14 protein-coding genes are annotated in these 17,279 nt (G+C 65.6%); 11 read left to right on the top strand and 3 right to left on the bottom strand.

Annotated elements, in window-relative coordinates:
- Nucleotides 1–12 precede the first annotated feature (12 nt).
- Together ACNFBT_RS13125 and ACNFBT_RS13120 are read left to right on the top strand one after the other, a co-directional pair.
- Entirely contained in the window at nucleotides 13–4,188 is a 4,176-nt protein-coding gene (locus ACNFBT_RS13125; RefSeq protein WP_416749932.1) for a pilus assembly protein, read from the top strand.
- Nucleotides 4,185–4,622 carry a type IV pilin protein gene (locus ACNFBT_RS13120; protein WP_416749930.1) on the top strand — a complete coding sequence of 146 codons (438 nt, stop codon included), beginning with the start codon at nucleotides 4,185–4,187 and terminating at the stop codon, nucleotides 4,620–4,622. Before ACNFBT_RS13125 ends, ACNFBT_RS13120 begins: the two co-directional genes overlap by 4 nt.
- A gap of 8 nt (nucleotides 4,623–4,630) precedes the next feature.
- On the opposite strand, the gene ACNFBT_RS13115 is transcribed toward ACNFBT_RS13120, so the two are convergent.
- Nucleotides 4,631–5,218: a TIGR00730 family Rossman fold protein gene (locus ACNFBT_RS13115; protein ID WP_416749928.1), complete on the bottom strand. Its 588-nt coding sequence runs from the start codon at nucleotides 5,216–5,218 to the stop codon at nucleotides 4,631–4,633.
- A 370-nt stretch (nucleotides 5,219–5,588) separates the two neighbouring features.
- On the opposite strand from ACNFBT_RS13115, the gene azu reads away from it, so the two are divergent.
- Together azu and trhA are read left to right on the top strand one after the other, a co-directional pair.
- Nucleotides 5,589–6,035 carry an azurin gene (gene azu, locus ACNFBT_RS13110; protein ID WP_243804453.1) on the top strand — a complete coding sequence of 149 codons (447 nt, stop codon included), beginning with the start codon at nucleotides 5,589–5,591 and terminating at the stop codon, nucleotides 6,033–6,035.
- 120 nt (nucleotides 6,036–6,155) lie between these two features.
- Entirely contained in the window at nucleotides 6,156–6,782 is a 627-nt protein-coding gene (gene trhA, locus ACNFBT_RS13105) for a PAQR family membrane homeostasis protein TrhA (RefSeq protein ID WP_416749926.1), read from the top strand.
- 40 nt (nucleotides 6,783–6,822) lie between these two features.
- Here the strand turns inward: trhA and nadE are convergent, their stop codons facing one another.
- The gene (gene nadE / locus ACNFBT_RS13100) at nucleotides 6,823–7,650 is read right to left on the bottom strand and encodes an ammonia-dependent NAD(+) synthetase (protein ID WP_416749924.1); all 828 of its coding nucleotides are present in this window, start codon (nucleotides 7,648–7,650) and stop codon (nucleotides 6,823–6,825) included.
- 98 nt (nucleotides 7,651–7,748) lie between these two features.
- On the bottom strand, nucleotides 7,749–8,645 hold the full coding sequence (locus tag ACNFBT_RS13095; RefSeq protein ID WP_416749922.1) for a LysR family transcriptional regulator: 897 nt from the start codon (nucleotides 8,643–8,645) through the stop codon (nucleotides 7,749–7,751).
- 120 nt (nucleotides 8,646–8,765) lie between these two features.
- Between ACNFBT_RS13095 and ACNFBT_RS13090 the strand changes: the two genes are divergently transcribed.
- The 7 genes from ACNFBT_RS13090 to ACNFBT_RS13060 all read left to right on the top strand — a co-directional run bounded on the left by ACNFBT_RS13090 (nucleotide 8,766) and on the right by ACNFBT_RS13060 (nucleotide 17,189).
- A complete protein-coding gene (locus ACNFBT_RS13090; protein WP_416749920.1) occupies nucleotides 8,766–10,256 on the top strand; it encodes an aldehyde dehydrogenase family protein in 1,491 nt (496 codons plus the stop codon).
- Between the two features lie 84 nt (nucleotides 10,257–10,340).
- The gene (locus ACNFBT_RS13085; RefSeq protein ID WP_416749918.1) at nucleotides 10,341–11,624 is read left to right on the top strand and encodes an NAD(P)/FAD-dependent oxidoreductase; all 1,284 of its coding nucleotides are present in this window, start codon (nucleotides 10,341–10,343) and stop codon (nucleotides 11,622–11,624) included.
- Between the two features lie 401 nt (nucleotides 11,625–12,025).
- On the top strand, nucleotides 12,026–13,159 hold the full coding sequence (locus ACNFBT_RS13080; protein WP_416749916.1) for a branched-chain amino acid ABC transporter substrate-binding protein: 1,134 nt from the start codon (nucleotides 12,026–12,028) through the stop codon (nucleotides 13,157–13,159).
- 223 nt (nucleotides 13,160–13,382) lie between these two features.
- Nucleotides 13,383–14,297 (top strand): ABC transporter permease subunit, encoded by a 915-nt coding sequence (locus ACNFBT_RS13075; protein ID WP_416749915.1) that lies wholly within the window; start codon nucleotides 13,383–13,385, stop codon nucleotides 14,295–14,297.
- 5 nt (nucleotides 14,298–14,302) lie between these two features.
- On the top strand, nucleotides 14,303–15,604 hold the full coding sequence (livM, locus tag ACNFBT_RS13070) for a high-affinity branched-chain amino acid ABC transporter permease LivM (protein ID WP_416750112.1): 1,302 nt from the start codon (nucleotides 14,303–14,305) through the stop codon (nucleotides 15,602–15,604).
- A complete protein-coding gene (locus tag ACNFBT_RS13065; protein ID WP_416749914.1) occupies nucleotides 15,601–16,476 on the top strand; it encodes an ABC transporter ATP-binding protein in 876 nt (291 codons plus the stop codon). Before livM ends, ACNFBT_RS13065 begins: the two co-directional genes overlap by 4 nt.
- Nucleotides 16,473–17,189 (top strand): ABC transporter ATP-binding protein, encoded by a 717-nt coding sequence (locus ACNFBT_RS13060; RefSeq protein ID WP_416749912.1) that lies wholly within the window; start codon nucleotides 16,473–16,475, stop codon nucleotides 17,187–17,189. Before ACNFBT_RS13065 ends, ACNFBT_RS13060 begins: the two co-directional genes overlap by 4 nt.
- Nucleotides 17,190–17,279: the final 90 nt, after the last annotated feature.

The following is a 17,279-nucleotide window of genomic DNA, read 5'->3' as shown; positions in this document are numbered from 1 at the left end:
GGGAGGCTGCCGATGAACCCTTATCGATACGGACTCCTGCTGCTGGCCGCGTTGCTGGGCCATGGCGTGGCGGGAGCTCGCGCAGCAGTGGAGACGATTCCAGCGACGGGAACGGCGCCTGCCCAGACGCCGCTGTTCGTCAGTCCCTCCATGCCGCCGTTGAACCTCCTGGTGGTGGGGGTGGATCAGAAGTTGTTTCTGCCCGCCTACGATGACGCCAGCGATACCAGCGCGGATGGCCTTGCGGCCCCGCACTACGATCCGGCAACCGCCCATTACGGCTATTTCGACTCCGGGAAGTGCTATCGGTATGCGAGCGATGGGCAGGTATTCGTACCGGTCGCGTTCACCGAGAACAAGGTTTGCAGAGACAGCGCCGGGCGCTGGAGCGGGGACTTTCTCAACTACCTCACCACCTCGCGGGCTGATGCGCTGCGCAAGATTCTCTATGGCGGTTATCGCTCGACGGATAGCGAAGACGAGACGGTACTGGAGCGTTCGTTCATTCCCCGGGGTGCCCTTGCCTGGACCAAGGAGTATGCCGGTACGACGGACGCCGGATTCGATCTGGCGGACTACACACCCTTCTCTGCGCCCCGTGGGAAGAATCGCACGCTGTTCGCCAATGGCCGCGCCCAGGTCAATGGCGCTGGCTACCTGAGCGTCCTGCCCGACGTGGCCAATCTGCATGCGTGGGACTGGCAAGGGGGCGGAGCGGCCTTGTGGGCGCAGGTGCAGAACATCACTCCGATCGATTTCGCCGTGAGAGTCAGGGTGTGTGTGCCGGGGCTGTTGGAAGGCAATTGCAGGCAGTACCCGAGCAAGCACTACAAGCCGACGGGATTGCTGCAGGAGTATGGCGAAGACGACCAGATGTACTTCGGTTTGATGATGGGCTCGGGCGTGCGTGATCTGCCGGGTGGCGTATTGCGCAAGGCCATCGGTTCCTTCGCGGGCGAGGTCGACGCAGGGACGGGGATCTTCGGTGTGAAGGGGAAGGGCGGGGCACACGCCAAGCAGGCGATCATCGCCAGCCTCGATGCTTTGTCAGTTCCGATCCCCCCACAGTGCGGCACGGCGGGCGGCAGCGCTTGCCCGGACGGGGCGAACCCGTTGGGCGGGATCATGCTCGATGCGATGCGCTACTTGAGTGGTGCCGCAAGCCCCGCGCGCGCCTACCTCTCCGCGCAGGAGGACACCGGCTGGAGCGACCCCTACCGCTCGGATCTTGCCCACCGCTGTTCGCCGGCCTTGCTCACGGTCGTCAGCGATGCGAGCCCCAGTCACGACTCGCAGCTGCCGGGCAGCCCCTTTGGCTCGCTCGGCCAGGCCAGTGGCTCTCTGGCGCAACTGGATGTTGCCGCTTTGGGCAAGACCATCTGGGATCACGAGACGGGAGGCGGCACGCGGCGGGTCGTCATCGGAGACGTCAGCAGCAGCGCCACCGATGCCGCCCCGACCGCCAAGTCGGCGAGCAGCTTCGGCAACCTCCGCGGATTACCCGAGGCGCCGACCAGGGAAGGAACTTACAACGCCGCCAGTGTCGCGTACTACGGCAACCTGCATCCCATCACCACGACCGGCCTGCCGGTCGCGACATTCGCCATCGCCCTGTCTTCACCCATGCCCAGTGTCCGGATACCGGTGGGCGATGGCGCGGTCACCCTGACGCCTTTCGGCACGCGCGTATCGCCAGGCAGGCCCTCCGGGCCGGCGCAGGTGAGCGCCTTCTTCGTGCCGTCGATGCACAACCTGCCGGGGCAGAAACTGTCCGCACAGGTGAATGGCGGGCGCCCCGAGGTCGTGTTCCGTGTGGCGTTCGAGGATGACGCCGTCGTGCTCTACAGCGCCCGGGTCAATGCGGACAACACGCTGAGTGTCGCTTTGAGCACGGTTCATGGTGGCGCTGACCGGGCCTTGCACCTGGGGTACACGATGGCCGGGACTTCGCGGGACGGCATCTATCTCGAGGTGTCAGGCGGCGACACGCTCCACGATCCGCTCGACACGCCCTCCGGGCGCTGGGCGGGCGAGTGCCGGTCGCTCGGTAACGCCTGCCCGGCACTGGCGGCCACCGGTCCGACCCGGCTGTTCAGTCCGGAGAGGCAGAACCAGGTCATCCCTCTGCAGAACCCACTGTGGTACGCGGCCAAGTGGGGTGGATTCGATGCAAGGCGTTCGCCCGTGCCGATCGAGGGCGAGTGGGACTCGCGCAGGCCCGGTACTCCGGACAGCTACTTCCAGGTGGCCGACGCGGCTCACCTGAAGGCGCGGCTGTCCCGCGCGTTCAGCCCGACCCTGCAAAGCCACGCCGCCCTCACCGCGCCCATTGTCGTCCAGCAGGAAACCAGCGGGGACGGTTTCGAGCTGTACAGCACGCAACTGGAAGTCGGCACCTGGGGCGGTGATCTGCTCAAGCGTGCCGTACCCGGAGCGGGCAGCTCCGAGGCCCCGAGACTGGAGTGGAAGGCCAGCGAGCGACTGCCACGGTGGAGCGAACGAAAAATCCTGATGGCGAATGCCGCCGGGACGGGACTGCAGGATTTCACCTTCGAGCATCTCGCCGGTCGCAGCTTTGCCGGAGTTGCACTGCAGGAGTACCTGGATGCCTCCCTCGTGAACTTCCTCAAGGGCGATACCCGCCATGAAGCCCATTATCGCCCGCGTACGAGCCTGATTGGCGACATCGTCAATTCGTCCCCCGTCCTGGGCAGCAAGGCAGGCCTGCTGGTCGGCGTTGCCGAGCGGCTGGACGGCGGCAGCGGAAGTTACCGGGCCTTCGCTGCGGCACAGTCGCACCGGGATGATCAGGTCTACGTTGGCGCCAACGACGGCATGCTGCACGCCTTCAATGCGAAGTCCGGAGTGGAGACTTTCGCCTACATCCCGACCCCGGTCATCCCCAACCTACATCGGCTCGGCGATCGCCAATACGCCAGCGAGGCGGGGCAACACCGCTATTACGTGGATGGCTCGCCAGCTGTGTCCGATGTGTATTTCAACGGTGCCTGGCACCGGGTGCTGGTCGGTACGCTGGGCGCGGGTGGGCGCGGAGTCTTTGCGCTGGACATTACCGATCCCGACGCCGTTTCGCTGCTGTGGGAGTTCACGGCGCAGGATGATCCCGAGCTGGGCTACATGCTCTTCGCGCCGGTGATCGCCCGCCTGCACAGCGGCCAGTGGGCGGTTCTGCTGGGCAATGGCTACGGCGGTAGCGACGGGAATGCCAGCCTGCTTCTGCTCGATGTCGCCGACGGACGCGTGCTGACCAGGCTGACAACGTCGGAAAGCGGAGCCAATGGCCTTTCCGCAGTCAACGCAGCGGACGTGAATGGTGACGGGATTGCCGACTATGCCTACGCGGGCGATCTGCGGGGCAACCTGTGGCGGTTCGACCTGATTGATGCGGGCGCCGACGATCCCTTGAGCCCGATGTCGTCGGTGAGTGCCGCCCGCTTCGCCGTTTCCTTCGGCAACCGGCCGCTGTATCACGCGACCATCAGTGCCTCGGACCCGACCGCCCAACCGATCACCTCGGCACCCGCGTTCATGAAGCACCCGTCCGGCAAGGGCCTGATGGTCTACTTCGGCACGGGCCGCTATTTCACTACCCGCGACAAGTCGTCCAGCACGCTGCAATCGGTCTACGGCATCTGGGACCGGCAGGCGGATGGCAGTGCGGCCAGGGCAACGCCGCGCCTGAGCCGCGAGGATCTGCTCGCGCAGACCCTTGATAGCGAGAGCCCGACAGGAAGCCGCAGGGTGAGCCGGACGCCCATCGACTGGGCGCGCGACTCGGGCTGGGCGCTGGACCTTCAGGTCGGTGGCCGCTTGCGCGGCGAGCGGATCATCGCGGCCCCCAAGGTGCGTGGGAATCTGCTCCAGGTCGTGACCGTGACGCCCAACGTCGATCCCTGCTCGCCCGGCCTGGAGGGCAATGCCCTTGTGCTTGGCGCGGGTACTGGAGGGGCGACGCTCTTCCCGGTGTTCGACCTGAATGGCGACGGCAAGGTGGATGAGCAGGACCGGGTGGCTGGCGCGGTTCCCAGCAGCGTTCCGATGGCCGCGGGAGGCGTGACCTTCAGCGGCGATTCGCTGTTCGACGCCAGTGGCAAGCAGCACAAGCTCGCCCTTGGCGAACTCAACGGTCGGCAGACCTGGACGCAGATGCCGGAGGCGGTGAAATGAAAAACATCACGGAAGCGGGTGTCACCCTCATCGAACTCATGATGGTGGTGGCCATCGTGGCCATTCTGGCGACGATCACTTATCCCAATTATCGGCAGTATGTCCTGCGCGCCAATCGCACCGAAGGGCAGGCGCTGTTGCTCGATGCAGCGGCACGGGAGGAGCGCTACTTCGCCCAGAACAGCCGCTACGTCGTGGCTACCCGCGACCTCGCGTTGCTGGGGTTGCCGCGCGTGACGGCAAAGGGGGCGGACTCCACCAATGGCCGGTATCTGCTCAGCGTCGAACCGGGAGCGGAGGAGGAGGGCGGCTACCGGCTCACCGCCACGCCGCAAGGCGCCCAGACGCAGGATCTGAGTTGCGGTGCGTTGAGCCTGAATACCCTGGGGGCGCAGCGATCGGCGGCGGGCGATGCCGCCGACTGCTGGCGCTGAGTGCCGGCTCAGGTGGGGTTGCGATCCACCCACTTGGGCGCCGCCGAAGGCGTCCAGGCCTGCAGGGCGTCGACCAACTCGGCCGGCGAGCTGGCGCGCTGGAGCATCTCGCGGTGCTGCGGGCGGACGAAGCGCTCCTGCACCAGATGGTCGAGGAAGGTCAGCAGCGGCTCATAGAAACCGTTCACTTCCAGCAGGCCCAGCGGCTTGCCGTGGTAGCCGAGCTGGCCCCAGGTCCAGACCTCGAACAGCTCCTCCAGCGTGCCCAGGCCGCCCGGCAGCGCGATGAAGGCGTCGCTCAGTTCGGCCATGCGCGCCTTGCGCGCGTGCATGCCGTCCACCACTTCCAGGCGTGTCAGGCCCTTGTGGCCGATTTCCGCCTCTTTCAGGCTTTGCGGAATGATGCCGATGACTTCTCCGCCCGCCGCCAGCGCGGCGTCGGCCACCATCCCCATCAGGCCGACCGCGCCGCCGCCGTAGACCAGGCGGATGCCACGTTCGGCCAGGTGGCGGCCGAGGGCTTCGGCGGCTTCCTGGTAGATCGGAGTGGCGCCGGGGCTGGCGCCGCAGAATACGCAGATGGAACGCAAGGACATGGAGAGCTCCCGGACTGATCAAGGGCGTCAGGGTAGCGGTTGGCGCGGGGGCGACCAAGCCTTGCGTGGCAGACTTCAGTCGTGTTGACCGCCACCGCCGGAAGCGGCGAGTGCATAGCTGGCAAGCAGGGTTTGTAACAAGGGGTGAAGTTTCACGGCGCAGACTCCTGTGGTGCCGGGGTGCGGGGTCTATGCTAGACGGGGTGCGCTGATCTGCCTCGTTGAAGATCTGGATGAGGTTGATAGACATTTCAAGGCTTGCGCCGTGGTCAAGCGACCACACGTTGTTGACCTGGATCAGGGGAGCTCGACCGCTCATCGGGCAGTCTCCCCTGAAGGTTTCTCCGCCCAACCTGCCTAGGAGGCTTGTATGTTCCGTAAACTCGCTGCTGTATCCCTGCTCGGCCTGTTCAGTGCTCCGCTGCTGGCCGCCGAATGCTCCGTGGACATCCAGGGCAACGACCAGATGCAGTTCAGCACCAATGCCATCAGCGTCGACAAGAGCTGCAAGACCTTCACCGTCAACCTGTCCCACCCCGGCAGCCTGCCGAAAAACGTCATGGGCCATAACTGGGTACTCACCACCGCCGCCGACATGCAGGGCGTGGTGACCGACGGCATGGCCGCCGGCCTGGACAAGAACTACATCAAGGATGGCGATACCCGCGTGATCGCCCACACCAAGATCATCGGTTCCGGCGAGAAGGACTCGGTGACCTTCGATGTGTCCAAGCTCAAGGCGGGCGACGCGTACGCCTTCTTCTGCTCCTTCCCGGGCCACTCGGCCATGATGAAGGGCACCCTGACCCTCAAGTGATCCCGGCCTCGTAGTCATACGAAAAACCGACGATACGAAAAGCCCGACACAAGGTCGGGCTTTTTATTTCGTGCAACGAAGATAGTTTGTCTATGGTCGAATCCGCAGCGGGGGGAAGCCATGTACCACGGTGAACGCTTCAATGCCTGGACCCATCTGATCGGCGCCGTGGCGGCGCTGGTCGGCGGTATCAGCCTGCTGGTCGCCACCAGCCTGCTCGGCGAGCCGCTGCGCATCGTCAGCGTGGCGGTGTATGGCACTACGTTGACGATGCTCTACAGCATCTCAACGCTCTACCACAGCGTGCGCGGACGGGCGAAGGTCCTCCTGCGCAAGCTCGACCACCTGTCCATCTACCTGCTGATCGCCGGCAGCTACACGCCGTTCTGCCTGGTCACCCTCAAGGGCGCCTGGGGCTGGACCCTGTTCGGCATCGTCTGGAGCATGGCGGTGATTGGCATGCTCCAGGAGATCAAGCCACGCTCCGAGGCGCGGGTGCTGTCGATCATCATCTACGCGGTGATGGGCTGGATCGTGCTGATTGCCGTCGGCCCGCTGTACCGGGCGCTGGGTGGCGCCGGGTTCGCCTGGCTGGTGGGTGGCGGCGCCTTCTACACCATCGGCATCATCTTCTTCGCCTACGACAGCCGCTTCCGCCACTGGCACGGCATCTGGCACCTGTTCGTGATCGCCGGCAGCCTGCTGCACTTCATCGCCATCTGGCGCTACGTCATCCCGGCGCGTTAGAGGCCGGCGCGGGAGAGTCGACTCCCGCGCAGTTGTCCGATTACGGTGTGGCCGGCAGTGCGCGCTTGTGGCGGGTTTTCTCGAAGGTGCGGACGATGATGTCGAAGGCTTCCTGGCTGACTTCCTGGCCATGCAGGAAGGCGTCGATTTCCTTGTAGGTCACGCCGTGGGAGTGCTCGTCCGGCTTGCCGGGGGCGAGGTCTTCGAGGTCGGCGGTGGGCACTTTCTCCACCAGGTTTTCCGGCGCGCCAAGGGTGCGGGCGATGGTGCGTACCTGGTTCTTCACCAGCCCGGTGAGCGGGGCGAGGTCGCAGGCGCCGTCGCCGAACTTGGTGAAGAAGCCCATCACCGCCTCGGCGGCATGATCGGTGCCGACGACGAGCCCCTGGCGGGCATTGGCGATGGTGTACTGGGCGACCATGCGGACGCGCGCCTTGGTGTTGCCCAGGGCGAAGTCGCGGGTGCCTGCGGGCAGACCCTCCAGCGCCAGAGTCTGGGCGGCCAGCGCCTGGACCGAGGGGCCGATGTTCACGGTATGGCGCTCGTCCGGGGCGATGACGTCCACCGACGCCTGGGCGTCGTGCTCGTCACCCTGCACGTTGTACGGCAGGCGCACCGCGAGGAAGCGGTAGCCCTGGTCGCCCGTCTCGGTGCGCAGGCCTTCCACGGCACGCTGGCAGAGCATGCCGGCGGTGAGCGAGTCGACGCCGCCGCTGATGCCCAGCACCAGGGTCTTCATCCCCGAGCCTTTCAGGCAATCCTGAATGAAGCGCACGCGGCGCTGGATTTCCGCCTGGACGTCGTCCGGGCCCTTGAACGGCGGCTGGACATTCAGTTCGGTCGCGATGGCTTGCTGGGTGGCTTTCATGGATGTACCTCGATCCGGACGGTGACAGGCCGATGCCTGTTGGAATGCAGGAAAAATACCAGCGACTGCGGCGCTGGGTCGATGGTCAATTGCGCCAATCAGGGCGCCTCCAGGCGGGCCTGTATCCATTCCACGAAGGCCCGCACCTTGGGCACCGCCGCCGCGTGCTCGGGATAGGCCAGGTAATACCCGCTGCGGCTGGCCAGGCCGTGCTCCCAGGCGATCACCAGCTTGCCCTCGTCCAGCTCTTCCGCCACCAGGAAGCGCGGCAGCAATGCCACGCCGCAGCCGGCCTGCGCGGCGCGGATGCACATGTAGAAGGTGTCGAAGCGCGGGCCGTGGTAGCTGTGCTCGCTGTGCTTGCCCAGGCTCAGGAACCACTCGTGCCAGGCTTCCTGGCGGGTGGCGTTCTGCAGCAGGACCAGTTCGGCCAGCTGGGTCGGGTCGCTCAGGGGCTTTTCCGGCAGGATCGCCGGCGAGCACACCGGGACCATTTCCTCGCCGAACAGTGGCACGCATTCCGCGCCGGGCAGGGGGCCGGCGCCGAAGAAGAAGGCGATGTCACAGCGCGATTGCAGCAGGTCGCTGGGCTCCAGCTCCTGGCGCAGGTCGAGGTGAATGTTCGGGTGACGATGGCGCCAGCCGTTGAGGCGCGGGATCAGCCAGCGCGCGCCGAAGGTGGGCGGCGTCGCCACGCGCAGCACTTCGGTCTCGCCGCCGTAGGACAGCAGGTAGTGGGTGGATATCTCCACCTGGGTGAGGATCTTGCGCACTTCCACCAGGTACAGGTCGCCCGCCGGCGTCAGTTGCAGGCGGCGGCGCACGCGGCGGAACAGCAGGTGCTGGAGCATTTCCTCCAGTTGCGCGACCTGCTTGCTGACCGCGCTCTGGGTCAGGTTCAGCTCTTCGGAGGCTCGGGTGAAACTCAGGTGCCGCGCTACCGCTTCGAAGCATTGCAGGGCGGTCATGGACGGCAGGTGGCGTTTGCTCAGCATGGCGGGCAGTTCATGAATTTACGGAATGATGTGCATAGGAAACGTCGTTTGTTGTGCCTAGGCAAGCCAGTTATTACTTCCGGCATTCCATAAGGTCATCCGAAACAAACAGGAGCCCGCATGATTTCCGCACTGCTCGAATCCCTCGGCGTCGACGCCCGCCTGGTTACCGGTGGCGACCAGGTCATCCACACCCCCATCGACGGCAGCCGCCTGGGCGCTGTGCGCCTGGAAAGCGCCGCCGAGGTGGAGCAGAAGATCGGCCGCGCCGCCCATGCCTTCGAGGCCTGGCGCAAGGTGCCGGCGCCGCGTCGCGGCGAGCTGGTGCGCCTGTTCGGCGAGGAGCTGCGGGCGAACAAGGCGGCCCTCGGTGAACTGGTGTCCTGGGAGGCCGGCAAGATCACCCAGGAAGGCCTGGGCGAAGTGCAGGAGATGATCGACATCTGCGACTTCGCCGTCGGCCTGTCGCGCCAGCTCTACGGCCTCACCATCGCCTCCGAGCGTCCCGGTCACCACATGCGCGAAGCCTGGCACCCACTGGGTGTGGTCGGCGTGATCAGCGCCTTCAACTTCCCGGTCGCCGTATGGTCGTGGAACACCGCGCTGGCGCTGGTCTGCGGCAACTCGGTGGTGTGGAAACCCTCGGAGAAGACCCCGCTCACCGCGCTGGCCTGCCAGGCGCTGTTCGAGCGAGCGCTGAAGAAATTCGGTGACGCCCCGGATTATTTGAGCCAAGTGGTGATCGGTGATCGCAGTGCTGGCGAAGCGCTGGTGGACGACGCGCGCGTCGCCCTGGTCAGCGCCACCGGCAGCACCCGCATGGGCCGCGAAGTGGGCCCGCGCGTGGCGGCACGCTTCGGCCGCAGCATTCTCGAACTGGGCGGCAACAACGCCATGATCCTGGCTCCCAGCGCCGATCTGGACATGGCCGTGCGCGCCATCCTGTTCAGCGCCGTCGGCACCGCCGGGCAGCGCTGCACCACCCTGCGCCGGCTGATCGCCCACAAGTCGGTGAAGGATGAGATCGTCAGCCGCCTGAAGGCTGCCTATTCCAAGGTGCGCATCGGCCATCCGCTGGAGGGCAACCTGGTTGGTCCGCTGATCGACGAGCGCAGCTTCCTGGCCATGCAGGGCGCGCTGGAGCAGGCGCGCGGCGAGGGCGGCGTGGTGTTCGGCGGCGAGCGCCAACTGGCCGATCGCTACCCGAACGCCTACTACGTGTCACCGGCCATTGCCGAGATGCCGGAGCAGAGCGACGTGGTGCGCCACGAGACCTTCGCGCCGATCCTCTACGTGGTGCCGTACGAAAACTTCGACGAGGCCGTGGCGCTGAACAATGCCGTGCCCCAGGGCCTGTCGTCCTGCATCTTCACCACCGACCTGCGCGAGGCCGAGGCCTTCCTCTCCGCGGTGGGCAGCGACTGCGGCATCGCCAACGTCAACATCGGCCCGAGCGGCGCGGAGATCGGCGGTGCCTTCGGTGGCGAGAAGGAAACCGGCGGCGGCCGTGAGTCCGGCTCCGACGCCTGGAAGGCTTACATGCGCCGGCAGACCAACACCGTGAACTATTCGCGGGAACTGCCGCTGGCTCAGGGCATAGTCTTCGACTGATGTCCGATGCGCCGGCGCCCGTGAGGGGTGCCGGCGCCGCACCACGCTTTGCCATTCACAAGATTCACCGATAAGGATCGCTGGATGTCGCTTCGCCAAGAGTGCCTGTGGGAATACCTGACCCCCGAACGTCCGGAAGCCCCGACGTTGCGCGGGGATCGCAAGGTCGATGTGTGTGTCATCGGCGCCGGGATCACCGGCCTGTCCGCCGCGCTGCATCTGCTGGAGAAGGACCAGACCGTCTGCGTGCTGGAGGCCCACGCCACCGGGCATGGTGGCTCCGGGCGCAACGTCGGGCTGGTCAACGCCGGCCTGTGGATTCCGCCGGACGAGATCGAAGCAGGTCTTGGTGCGGAGGTCGGCGAGCGAGTCAACCGCATGCTCGGCAACGCCCCCTCCCTGGTGTTCTCGCTGATCGACAAATACGCCATCGCCTGCCAGGCGCGCCGCGAAGGCACTCTGCACATGGCGCACAACGCCCGGGGCCTGGCGGACCTGCGCAGTCGCTGCGAGCAGTGGGGACGTCGCGGAGCGCCCGTCGAACTGCTGACCGGCGCCGAGTGCGAGCAGGCCTGCGGCACCGACAGGATCGCCGGAGCGCTGCTCGACCGCCGCGCTGGCACCCTCAACCCGATGGCCTACGTCAGCGGCCTGGCCCGCGCGGTGGTTGGTCTGGGCGGCGAGTTGTACCACCATTCCCCGGTGGTCGGGCTGGTGCGCGTGGGCAATGCCTGGAACGTGATCACCCAGGGCGGCGTGGTGACCGCCGAACAGGTGGTGATCGCCTCCAGCGCCTACACCGAAGGCGAGTGGACGCAGCTGCGCCGCACCTTCTTCCCCGGTTACTACTACCAGGTCGCCTCGCGTCCGCTGGAGGGCGCGGAAGCTGCGCGCATCCTGCCGGGCGGGCAGGGCTCCTGGGACACCCGCCAGGTGCTCAGCAGCATTCGCCGCGACGCCGACGGACGCCTGCTGCTCGGCAGCCTTGGCAAGGGCACCGGCAAACCGGAGTGGTTCCTGAAAAGCTGGGCCGACCGCATTCAGCAGCACTACTTCCCGAAGCTGGGCAAGGTGGAATGGGAGTTCACCTGGACCGGCTGCATCGACTTCACCCCCGACCACCTCATGCGCCTGTTCGAGCCGGCGCCGGGGTTGGTCGCCATGAGTGGCTACAACGGCCGTGGCGTCACTACCGGCACGGTGGTGGGCAAGGCCTTCGCCGACTTCCTGTTGGGCGGTGACGCCAGTGTCCTGCCGATGCCGCTACGGCCGATGGAGGAGATTTCCGCCGCTGGCCTGCGTAGCCGTCTGTACGAAGCGGGCTTCTCGCTCTACCACGCCGGGCAGTGCCTGCGGGTGGTGATCTGAGCCTGGCGATTCGCGGGCGGGGGCCTCCTGCCGCGTCTGCCCCAACGTTCGCTGCACTTTGGTCTAGCCTCTTATGGTGCGTTACCCCGACGGGTCTGCACCGCGGATGTGCAGTTCGGTGACAGCGATGGTTACGGATGGGGTTGCGCCTGTGGTGGCTGGATGTGTCAGCCCACGGGAAGGAGGGTTGCGCCTTTTCGATTGCGTGGTTGCACCTTCGGTTTATGGTGGGTTGCACGTGTCTAGCACTGATGCCTGCCAGCTCTGGCTGTTTTTGCTGTAGGACTTGGTTAATAACAAAAACGAATGGCACGCGGCTTGCTGGCGATAACTCTTGTAATCAAAAGAATCGCCAACATTAGTTCGTGCGCCATTACAAAAACCCTCAGGAGCAAAACTCCATGTCGCAGAAGATTTTCAGAAAAGGCTTTCTGGCCCTTGCGGTAACCACCGCGCTGGGCATGTCTTCCTTTGTAGAGGCTGATGTCGTTATCGGGGTCGCAGGGCCGCATACCGGGGCGAACGCCTCGTTCGGCGAACAGTATTGGCGGGGAGCCAATGCCGCAGCCGACGCGATCAACGCCGCCGGCGGTGTGAACGGGGAGAAGATCAAGCTGGTGAAGGCGGACGATGCCTGCGAGCCCAAGCAGGCCGTAGCGGTCGCCAACCGACTGGTCGACCAGGACAAGGCCATCGCCGTGGTCGGCCACTTCTGCTCGTCCAACACCATTCCCGCCTCCGAGGTGTATGACGAGGCCGGCATCATCACCATCACCCCCGGCTCGACCAACCCGAAGGTGACCGAGCGCGGCCTGACCGGCATGTTCCGCATGTGCGGTCGTGACGACCAGCAAGGCATCGTCGCCGGCAACTACATCGTCAACGTGCTGAAGGCCAAGAAGGTCGCGGTGATCCACGACAAGGACACCTACGGCCAGGGCCTGGCCGATGCGACCAAGGCGCAGCTGAACAAGCTGGGCGTCAAGGAAGTCCTCTACGAGGGCCTGACCCGCGGCGAGAAGGACTTCAACGCCCTGGTCACCAAGATCCGTGCCTCGGGCGCGGAAGTGGTGTTCTTCGGCGGCCTGCACCCGGAAGCCGGCCCGCTGGTACGCCAGATGCGCGAGCAGGGCCTGAGCACCGTGTTCTTCTCCGACGACGGCATCGTCACCGACGAACTGGTCACCACCGCTGGCGGTCCGCAGTACACCAAGGACGTGCTGATGACCTTCGGCGCCGACCCGCGCCTGATCCCGGACGGCAAAGCCGTAGTGGACAAGTTCCGCGCCGGCGGCTTCGAGCCCGAAGGCTACACCCTCTATGCCTACGCCTCGGTCCAGGCGCTCGCCGCAGCCTTCAACGGCGCCGGCAAGAACGATCCCCAGGCGGCCAGCAAGTGGCTGCACACCAATCCGGTGCAAACCGTGATGGGCAAGAAAGAGTGGGACCAGAAGGGCGACCTGAAGGTCTCCGACTATGTCGTCTATAAGTGGGACGACAAGGGCAAATACCACCAGCTGGAGAAGCAGAAGTAAGAGTCCGGAGGCTGCCTGGGGTTCGCAATGCCCCGGCCTGGCCCCTCGCGGGCCGGCCGGAGGCGCGCACTCCGGCAGCTGCCGAGCACCCGCTCCGATCTGCCGGCGCCGCCACGAGCGGTGCCGGCATCCCCGCAGGTCGGCGCTCGCCCGGCGACGGTCACGAGCCGTTCAGCCCGCTTGCCGCCCGCCTTCCCTGCCCTGTCTGTGTGAGTACCCAATCGTGGACGGTATCTTTCTCCAGCAAATGATCAACGGGCTGACCCTGGGGTCGGTCTACGGCCTGATCGCCATCGGCTACACGATGGTTTACGGCATCATCGGCATGATCAACTTCGCCCACGGCGAGGTGTACATGATCTCCGCCTACCTCTCGGCGATCGCCCTGGCGCTGCTGACCTTCTTCGGTCTCGAGTCCTTCCCGCTGCTGATCCTCGGCACCCTGGTCTTCACCATCTGCATCACCGGCCTGTATGGCTGGGTGATCGAACGCATCGCCTACAAACCGCTGCGCAACTCCACGCGCCTGGCGCCGCTGATCTCCGCCATCGGCATGTCGCTGATCTTGCAGAACTACGTGCAGCTGTCCCAGGGCCCGCGCCAGCAAGGTGTGCCGACCCTGCTCGACGGCGCGCTGAAGTTCCACATCGGCGAAGGCTTCGTGCAGCTGACCTACACCAAGGTGTTCATCCTGATCGCCGCCTTCGTCGGCATGGCCGTGCTGACCTACGTGATCCAGTACACCAAGCTCGGGCGCATGTGCCGCGCCACCCAGCAGGACCGCAAGATGGCCTCGATCCTGGGGATCAACACCGACCGGGTGATCTCCTACGTGTTCGTCATCGGCGCCGCCATGGCCGCGCTGGCCGGCGTGCTGATCACCATGAACTACGGCACCTTCGACTTCTATGCCGGCTTCATCATCGGCATCAAGGCATTCACCGCCGCGGTGCTCGGCGGTATCGGCTCGCTGCCCGGCGCCATGCTCGGCGGCCTGATCCTCGGCGTGGCCGAGGCGCAGTTCTCCGGGATGATCAATACCGACTTCAAGGATGTGTTCGCCTTCGGCCTGCTGGTGACCATCCTGATCTTCCGACCGCAAGGGCTCCTGGGGCGTCCCCAGGTATCGAAGGTGTGAGCATGATGGCCGCTACCCAGACCACCGCCGCGCCGAAGACCGCGCGCATCGATATCAAGAAGAGCCTCGTCGACACCGTGCTCGCCGGGCTGATCGCACTGATCGTGTTCGGCCCTATCGTCGGCGTGGTGCTCGATGGCTACAGCTTCAACCTCGAACCGGTTCGCCTGGCCTGGATGGTCGGCGCGGTGATGATCGGCCGCCTGCTGTTGAGCCTGTATCTGCAGAGCCCGGCCGGCGCGCGCGTGATGGAGCGCTTCGAAACCTCCGACTCGGGCATCACCGTGCTGCAGCCGGGCTACAAGACCCGCCTGCGCTGGATCGTCCCGCTGCTGATCGTCGCCGCGGTGATCTTCCCGTTCTTCGCCAGCAAGTACCTGCTCACCGTGATCATCCTCGGCCTGATCTACGTGCTGCTGGGCCTGGGGCTGAACATCGTGGTCGGCCTCGCCGGGCTGCTCGACCTCGGCTATGTGGCCTTCTATGCCATCGGCGCCTACGGCCTGGCGCTGGGTTACCACTACCTCGGCCTGGGCTTTTGGACGGTGCTGCCGCTGGCGGCGCTTACTGCCGCACTGGCCGGTGCGTTGCTGGGCTTCCCGGTGCTGAGGATGCACGGCGACTACCTGGCCATCGTGACCCTCGGGTTCGGCGAGATCATTCGCCTGATCCTCAACAACTGGCTGTCCTTCACCGGCGGCCCGAACGGCATGCCGGTGCCCTCGCCGACCATCTTCGGCCTGGAGTTCGGCCGCCGGGCGAAGGAGGGCGGTACGCCGATCCACGAGTTCCTCGGCATCGACTACAACCAGAACCTCAAGTTCGTGTTCATCTACGCGGTGCTGTTCCTGGTGGTGCTGCTGGTGCTCTACATCAAGCACCGGCTGACCCGCATGCCGGTGGGCCGCGCCTGGGAAGCGCTGCGCGAAGACGAGATCGCCTGCCGCGCCATGGGCCTGAACCACGTGCTGGTGAAGCTCTCGGCGTTCATGCTCGGCGCCTCCACCGCGGGTCTGGCCGGGGTGTTCTTTGCCAGCTACCAGGGCTTCGTCAACCCGTCGTCCTTCACCTTCTTCGAGTCGGCGCTGATTCTTGCCATCGTGGTGCTCGGCGGCATGGGTTCCACCGTGGGCGTGGTGATCGCCGCCTTCGTCCTCACCGTGGCCCCGGAACTGCTGCGCAGCTTCGCCGACTACCGCGTGCTGCTGTTCGGCATTCTCATGGTGTTGATGATGATCTGGCGTCCGCGCGGGCTGATCCGCATCAGCCGCTCGGGCTTCGCCGTACGCAAGGGGGTGGCGCCATGAGCGGTGACAAGATCCTCAGCGTCGAGCACCTGATGATGCACTTCGGCGGCATCAAGGCGCTCAACGACGTCAACCTCGATGTGGAGCGCGGTTCGATCACCGCGCTGATCGGCCCCAACGGCGCCGGCAAGACCACGGTGTTCAACTGCCTGACCGGCTTCTACAAGGCCACCGGCGGCAACATCCTGCTCAACACCCAGGGTTCGCCCACCGATGTGATCAAGGTGCTCGGGCAGCCGTTCCAGGTCGCCGATTTTGCCAACCCGGCGCAGTTCGGCAGCCGCCTGTACTACAAGATGTTCGGCGGCACCCACCTGGTGAACCGCGCAGGGCTCGCGCGCACCTTCCAGAACATCCGGCTGTTCCGCGAGATGTCGGTGGTGGAGAACCTGCTGGTGGCCCAGCACATGTTCGTCAACCGCAACCTCATCGCCGGCATCCTCAACACCCCCGGCTACCGCCGCGCGGAAAGCGAGGCGCTGGACCACGCCTTCTACTGGCTGGAGGTGGTGGACCTGGTGGACTGCGCCAACCGCCTGGCCGGCGAGATGTCCTACGGCCAGCAGCGCCGCCTGGAGATCGCCCGCGCCATGTGCACGCGCCCGGAGCTGATCTGCCTGGACGAACCGGCCGCCGGCCTGAACCCCGCCGAGACCCAGGCGCTGTCGCGGATCATCCGCTTCCTGCGCGATCACCACGGCATCACCGTGCTGCTGATCGAACACGACATGGGCATGGTGATGAACATCTCCGACCATATCATCGTGCTCGACCACGGTGACGTGATCGCCCGCGGTGGTCCTGCGGATATCCGCCACAACGACAAGGTAATCGCCGCCTATCTCGGCGCGGACGAAGAGGAGCTGGCATGACGGCGCCGATGTTGGAATTCCGTGATGTGGATGTGTTCTACGGGCCGATCCAGGCGCTGAAGAAAGTCTCGCTGACCGTCAACGAAGGGGAAACCGTGGCGCTGATCGGCGCCAACGGCGCGGGCAAGTCAACGTTGCTGATGTCGATCTTCGGCCAGCCGCGTGCGGCGTCCGGCTCGATCGTCTACAAGGGCCAGGATATTCACCACAAATCCGCGCACTACGTGGCCTCCAATGGCATCGCGCAGTCGCCGGAAGGGCGCCGGGTGTTCCCCGACATGACAGTGGAGGAGAACCTGCTGATGGGTACCATCCCCATCGGCATGGACCACGCCCAGGAGGACATGGAGCGCATGTTCGACCTGTTCCCGCGCCTGAAGGAGCGGCGCAACCAGCGCGCCATGACCATGTCCGGCGGCGAGCAGCAGATGCTCGCCATCGCCCGCGCGCTGATGAGCCGGCCCAAGCTGCTGCTGCTCGACGAACCCTCGCTGGGCCTTGCACCCATCGTGGTCAAGCAGATCTTCCAGACCCTGCGCGAGCTGGCGCAGAGCGGGATGACCCTGTTCCTCGTCGAGCAGAACGCCAACCACGCGCTGAAGCTTTCCGACCGTGGCTACGTGATGGTCAACGGGGAGATCCGCCTGAGCGGGACCGGGGCGGAGCTGCTGGGCAACCAGGAAGTTCGCAACGCGTATCTGGGCGGGCACTGACGCCCGTTGCTCTTTGTAGGAGCGAGCTTGCTCGCGAACAAACCCCGCTGCGGAGCTGTTCGCGAGCAAGCTCGCTCCTACAGGTCATTC

The sequence above is a fragment of the Pseudomonas sp. NY15181 genome, assembly GCF_048068055.1.
GTDB lineage: Bacteria > Pseudomonadota > Gammaproteobacteria > Pseudomonadales > Pseudomonadaceae > Pseudomonas.
This window is presented reverse-complemented; position numbering and strand designations above follow the sequence as displayed.

Bases quoted from the DNA above. Each gene is read 5' to 3' on its own strand.
- ACNFBT_RS13125 (WP_416749932.1), top strand. From the start codon at position 13: ATGAACCCTTATCGATACGGACTCCTGCTGCTGGCCGCGTTGCTGGGC.
- ACNFBT_RS13120 (WP_416749930.1), top strand. From the start codon at position 4,185: ATGAAAAACATCACGGAAGCGGGTGTCACCCTCATCGAACTCATGATG.
- ACNFBT_RS13115 (WP_416749928.1), bottom strand. From the start codon at position 5,218: ATGTCCTTGCGTTCCATCTGCGTATTCTGCGGCGCCAGCCCCGGCGCC.
- azu (WP_243804453.1), top strand. From the start codon at position 5,589: ATGTTCCGTAAACTCGCTGCTGTATCCCTGCTCGGCCTGTTCAGTGCT.
- trhA (WP_416749926.1), top strand. From the start codon at position 6,156: ATGTACCACGGTGAACGCTTCAATGCCTGGACCCATCTGATCGGCGCC.
- nadE (WP_416749924.1), bottom strand. From the start codon at position 7,650: ATGAAAGCCACCCAGCAAGCCATCGCGACCGAACTGAATGTCCAGCCG.
- ACNFBT_RS13095 (WP_416749922.1), bottom strand. From the start codon at position 8,645: ATGCTGAGCAAACGCCACCTGCCGTCCATGACCGCCCTGCAATGCTTC.
- ACNFBT_RS13090 (WP_416749920.1), top strand. From the start codon at position 8,766: ATGATTTCCGCACTGCTCGAATCCCTCGGCGTCGACGCCCGCCTGGTT.
- ACNFBT_RS13085 (WP_416749918.1), top strand. From the start codon at position 10,341: ATGTCGCTTCGCCAAGAGTGCCTGTGGGAATACCTGACCCCCGAACGT.
- ACNFBT_RS13080 (WP_416749916.1), top strand. From the start codon at position 12,026: ATGTCGCAGAAGATTTTCAGAAAAGGCTTTCTGGCCCTTGCGGTAACC.
- livM (WP_416750112.1), top strand. From the start codon at position 14,303: ATGGCCGCTACCCAGACCACCGCCGCGCCGAAGACCGCGCGCATCGAT.
- ACNFBT_RS13065 (WP_416749914.1), top strand. From the start codon at position 15,601: ATGAGCGGTGACAAGATCCTCAGCGTCGAGCACCTGATGATGCACTTC.
- ACNFBT_RS13060 (WP_416749912.1), top strand. From the start codon at position 16,473: ATGACGGCGCCGATGTTGGAATTCCGTGATGTGGATGTGTTCTACGGG.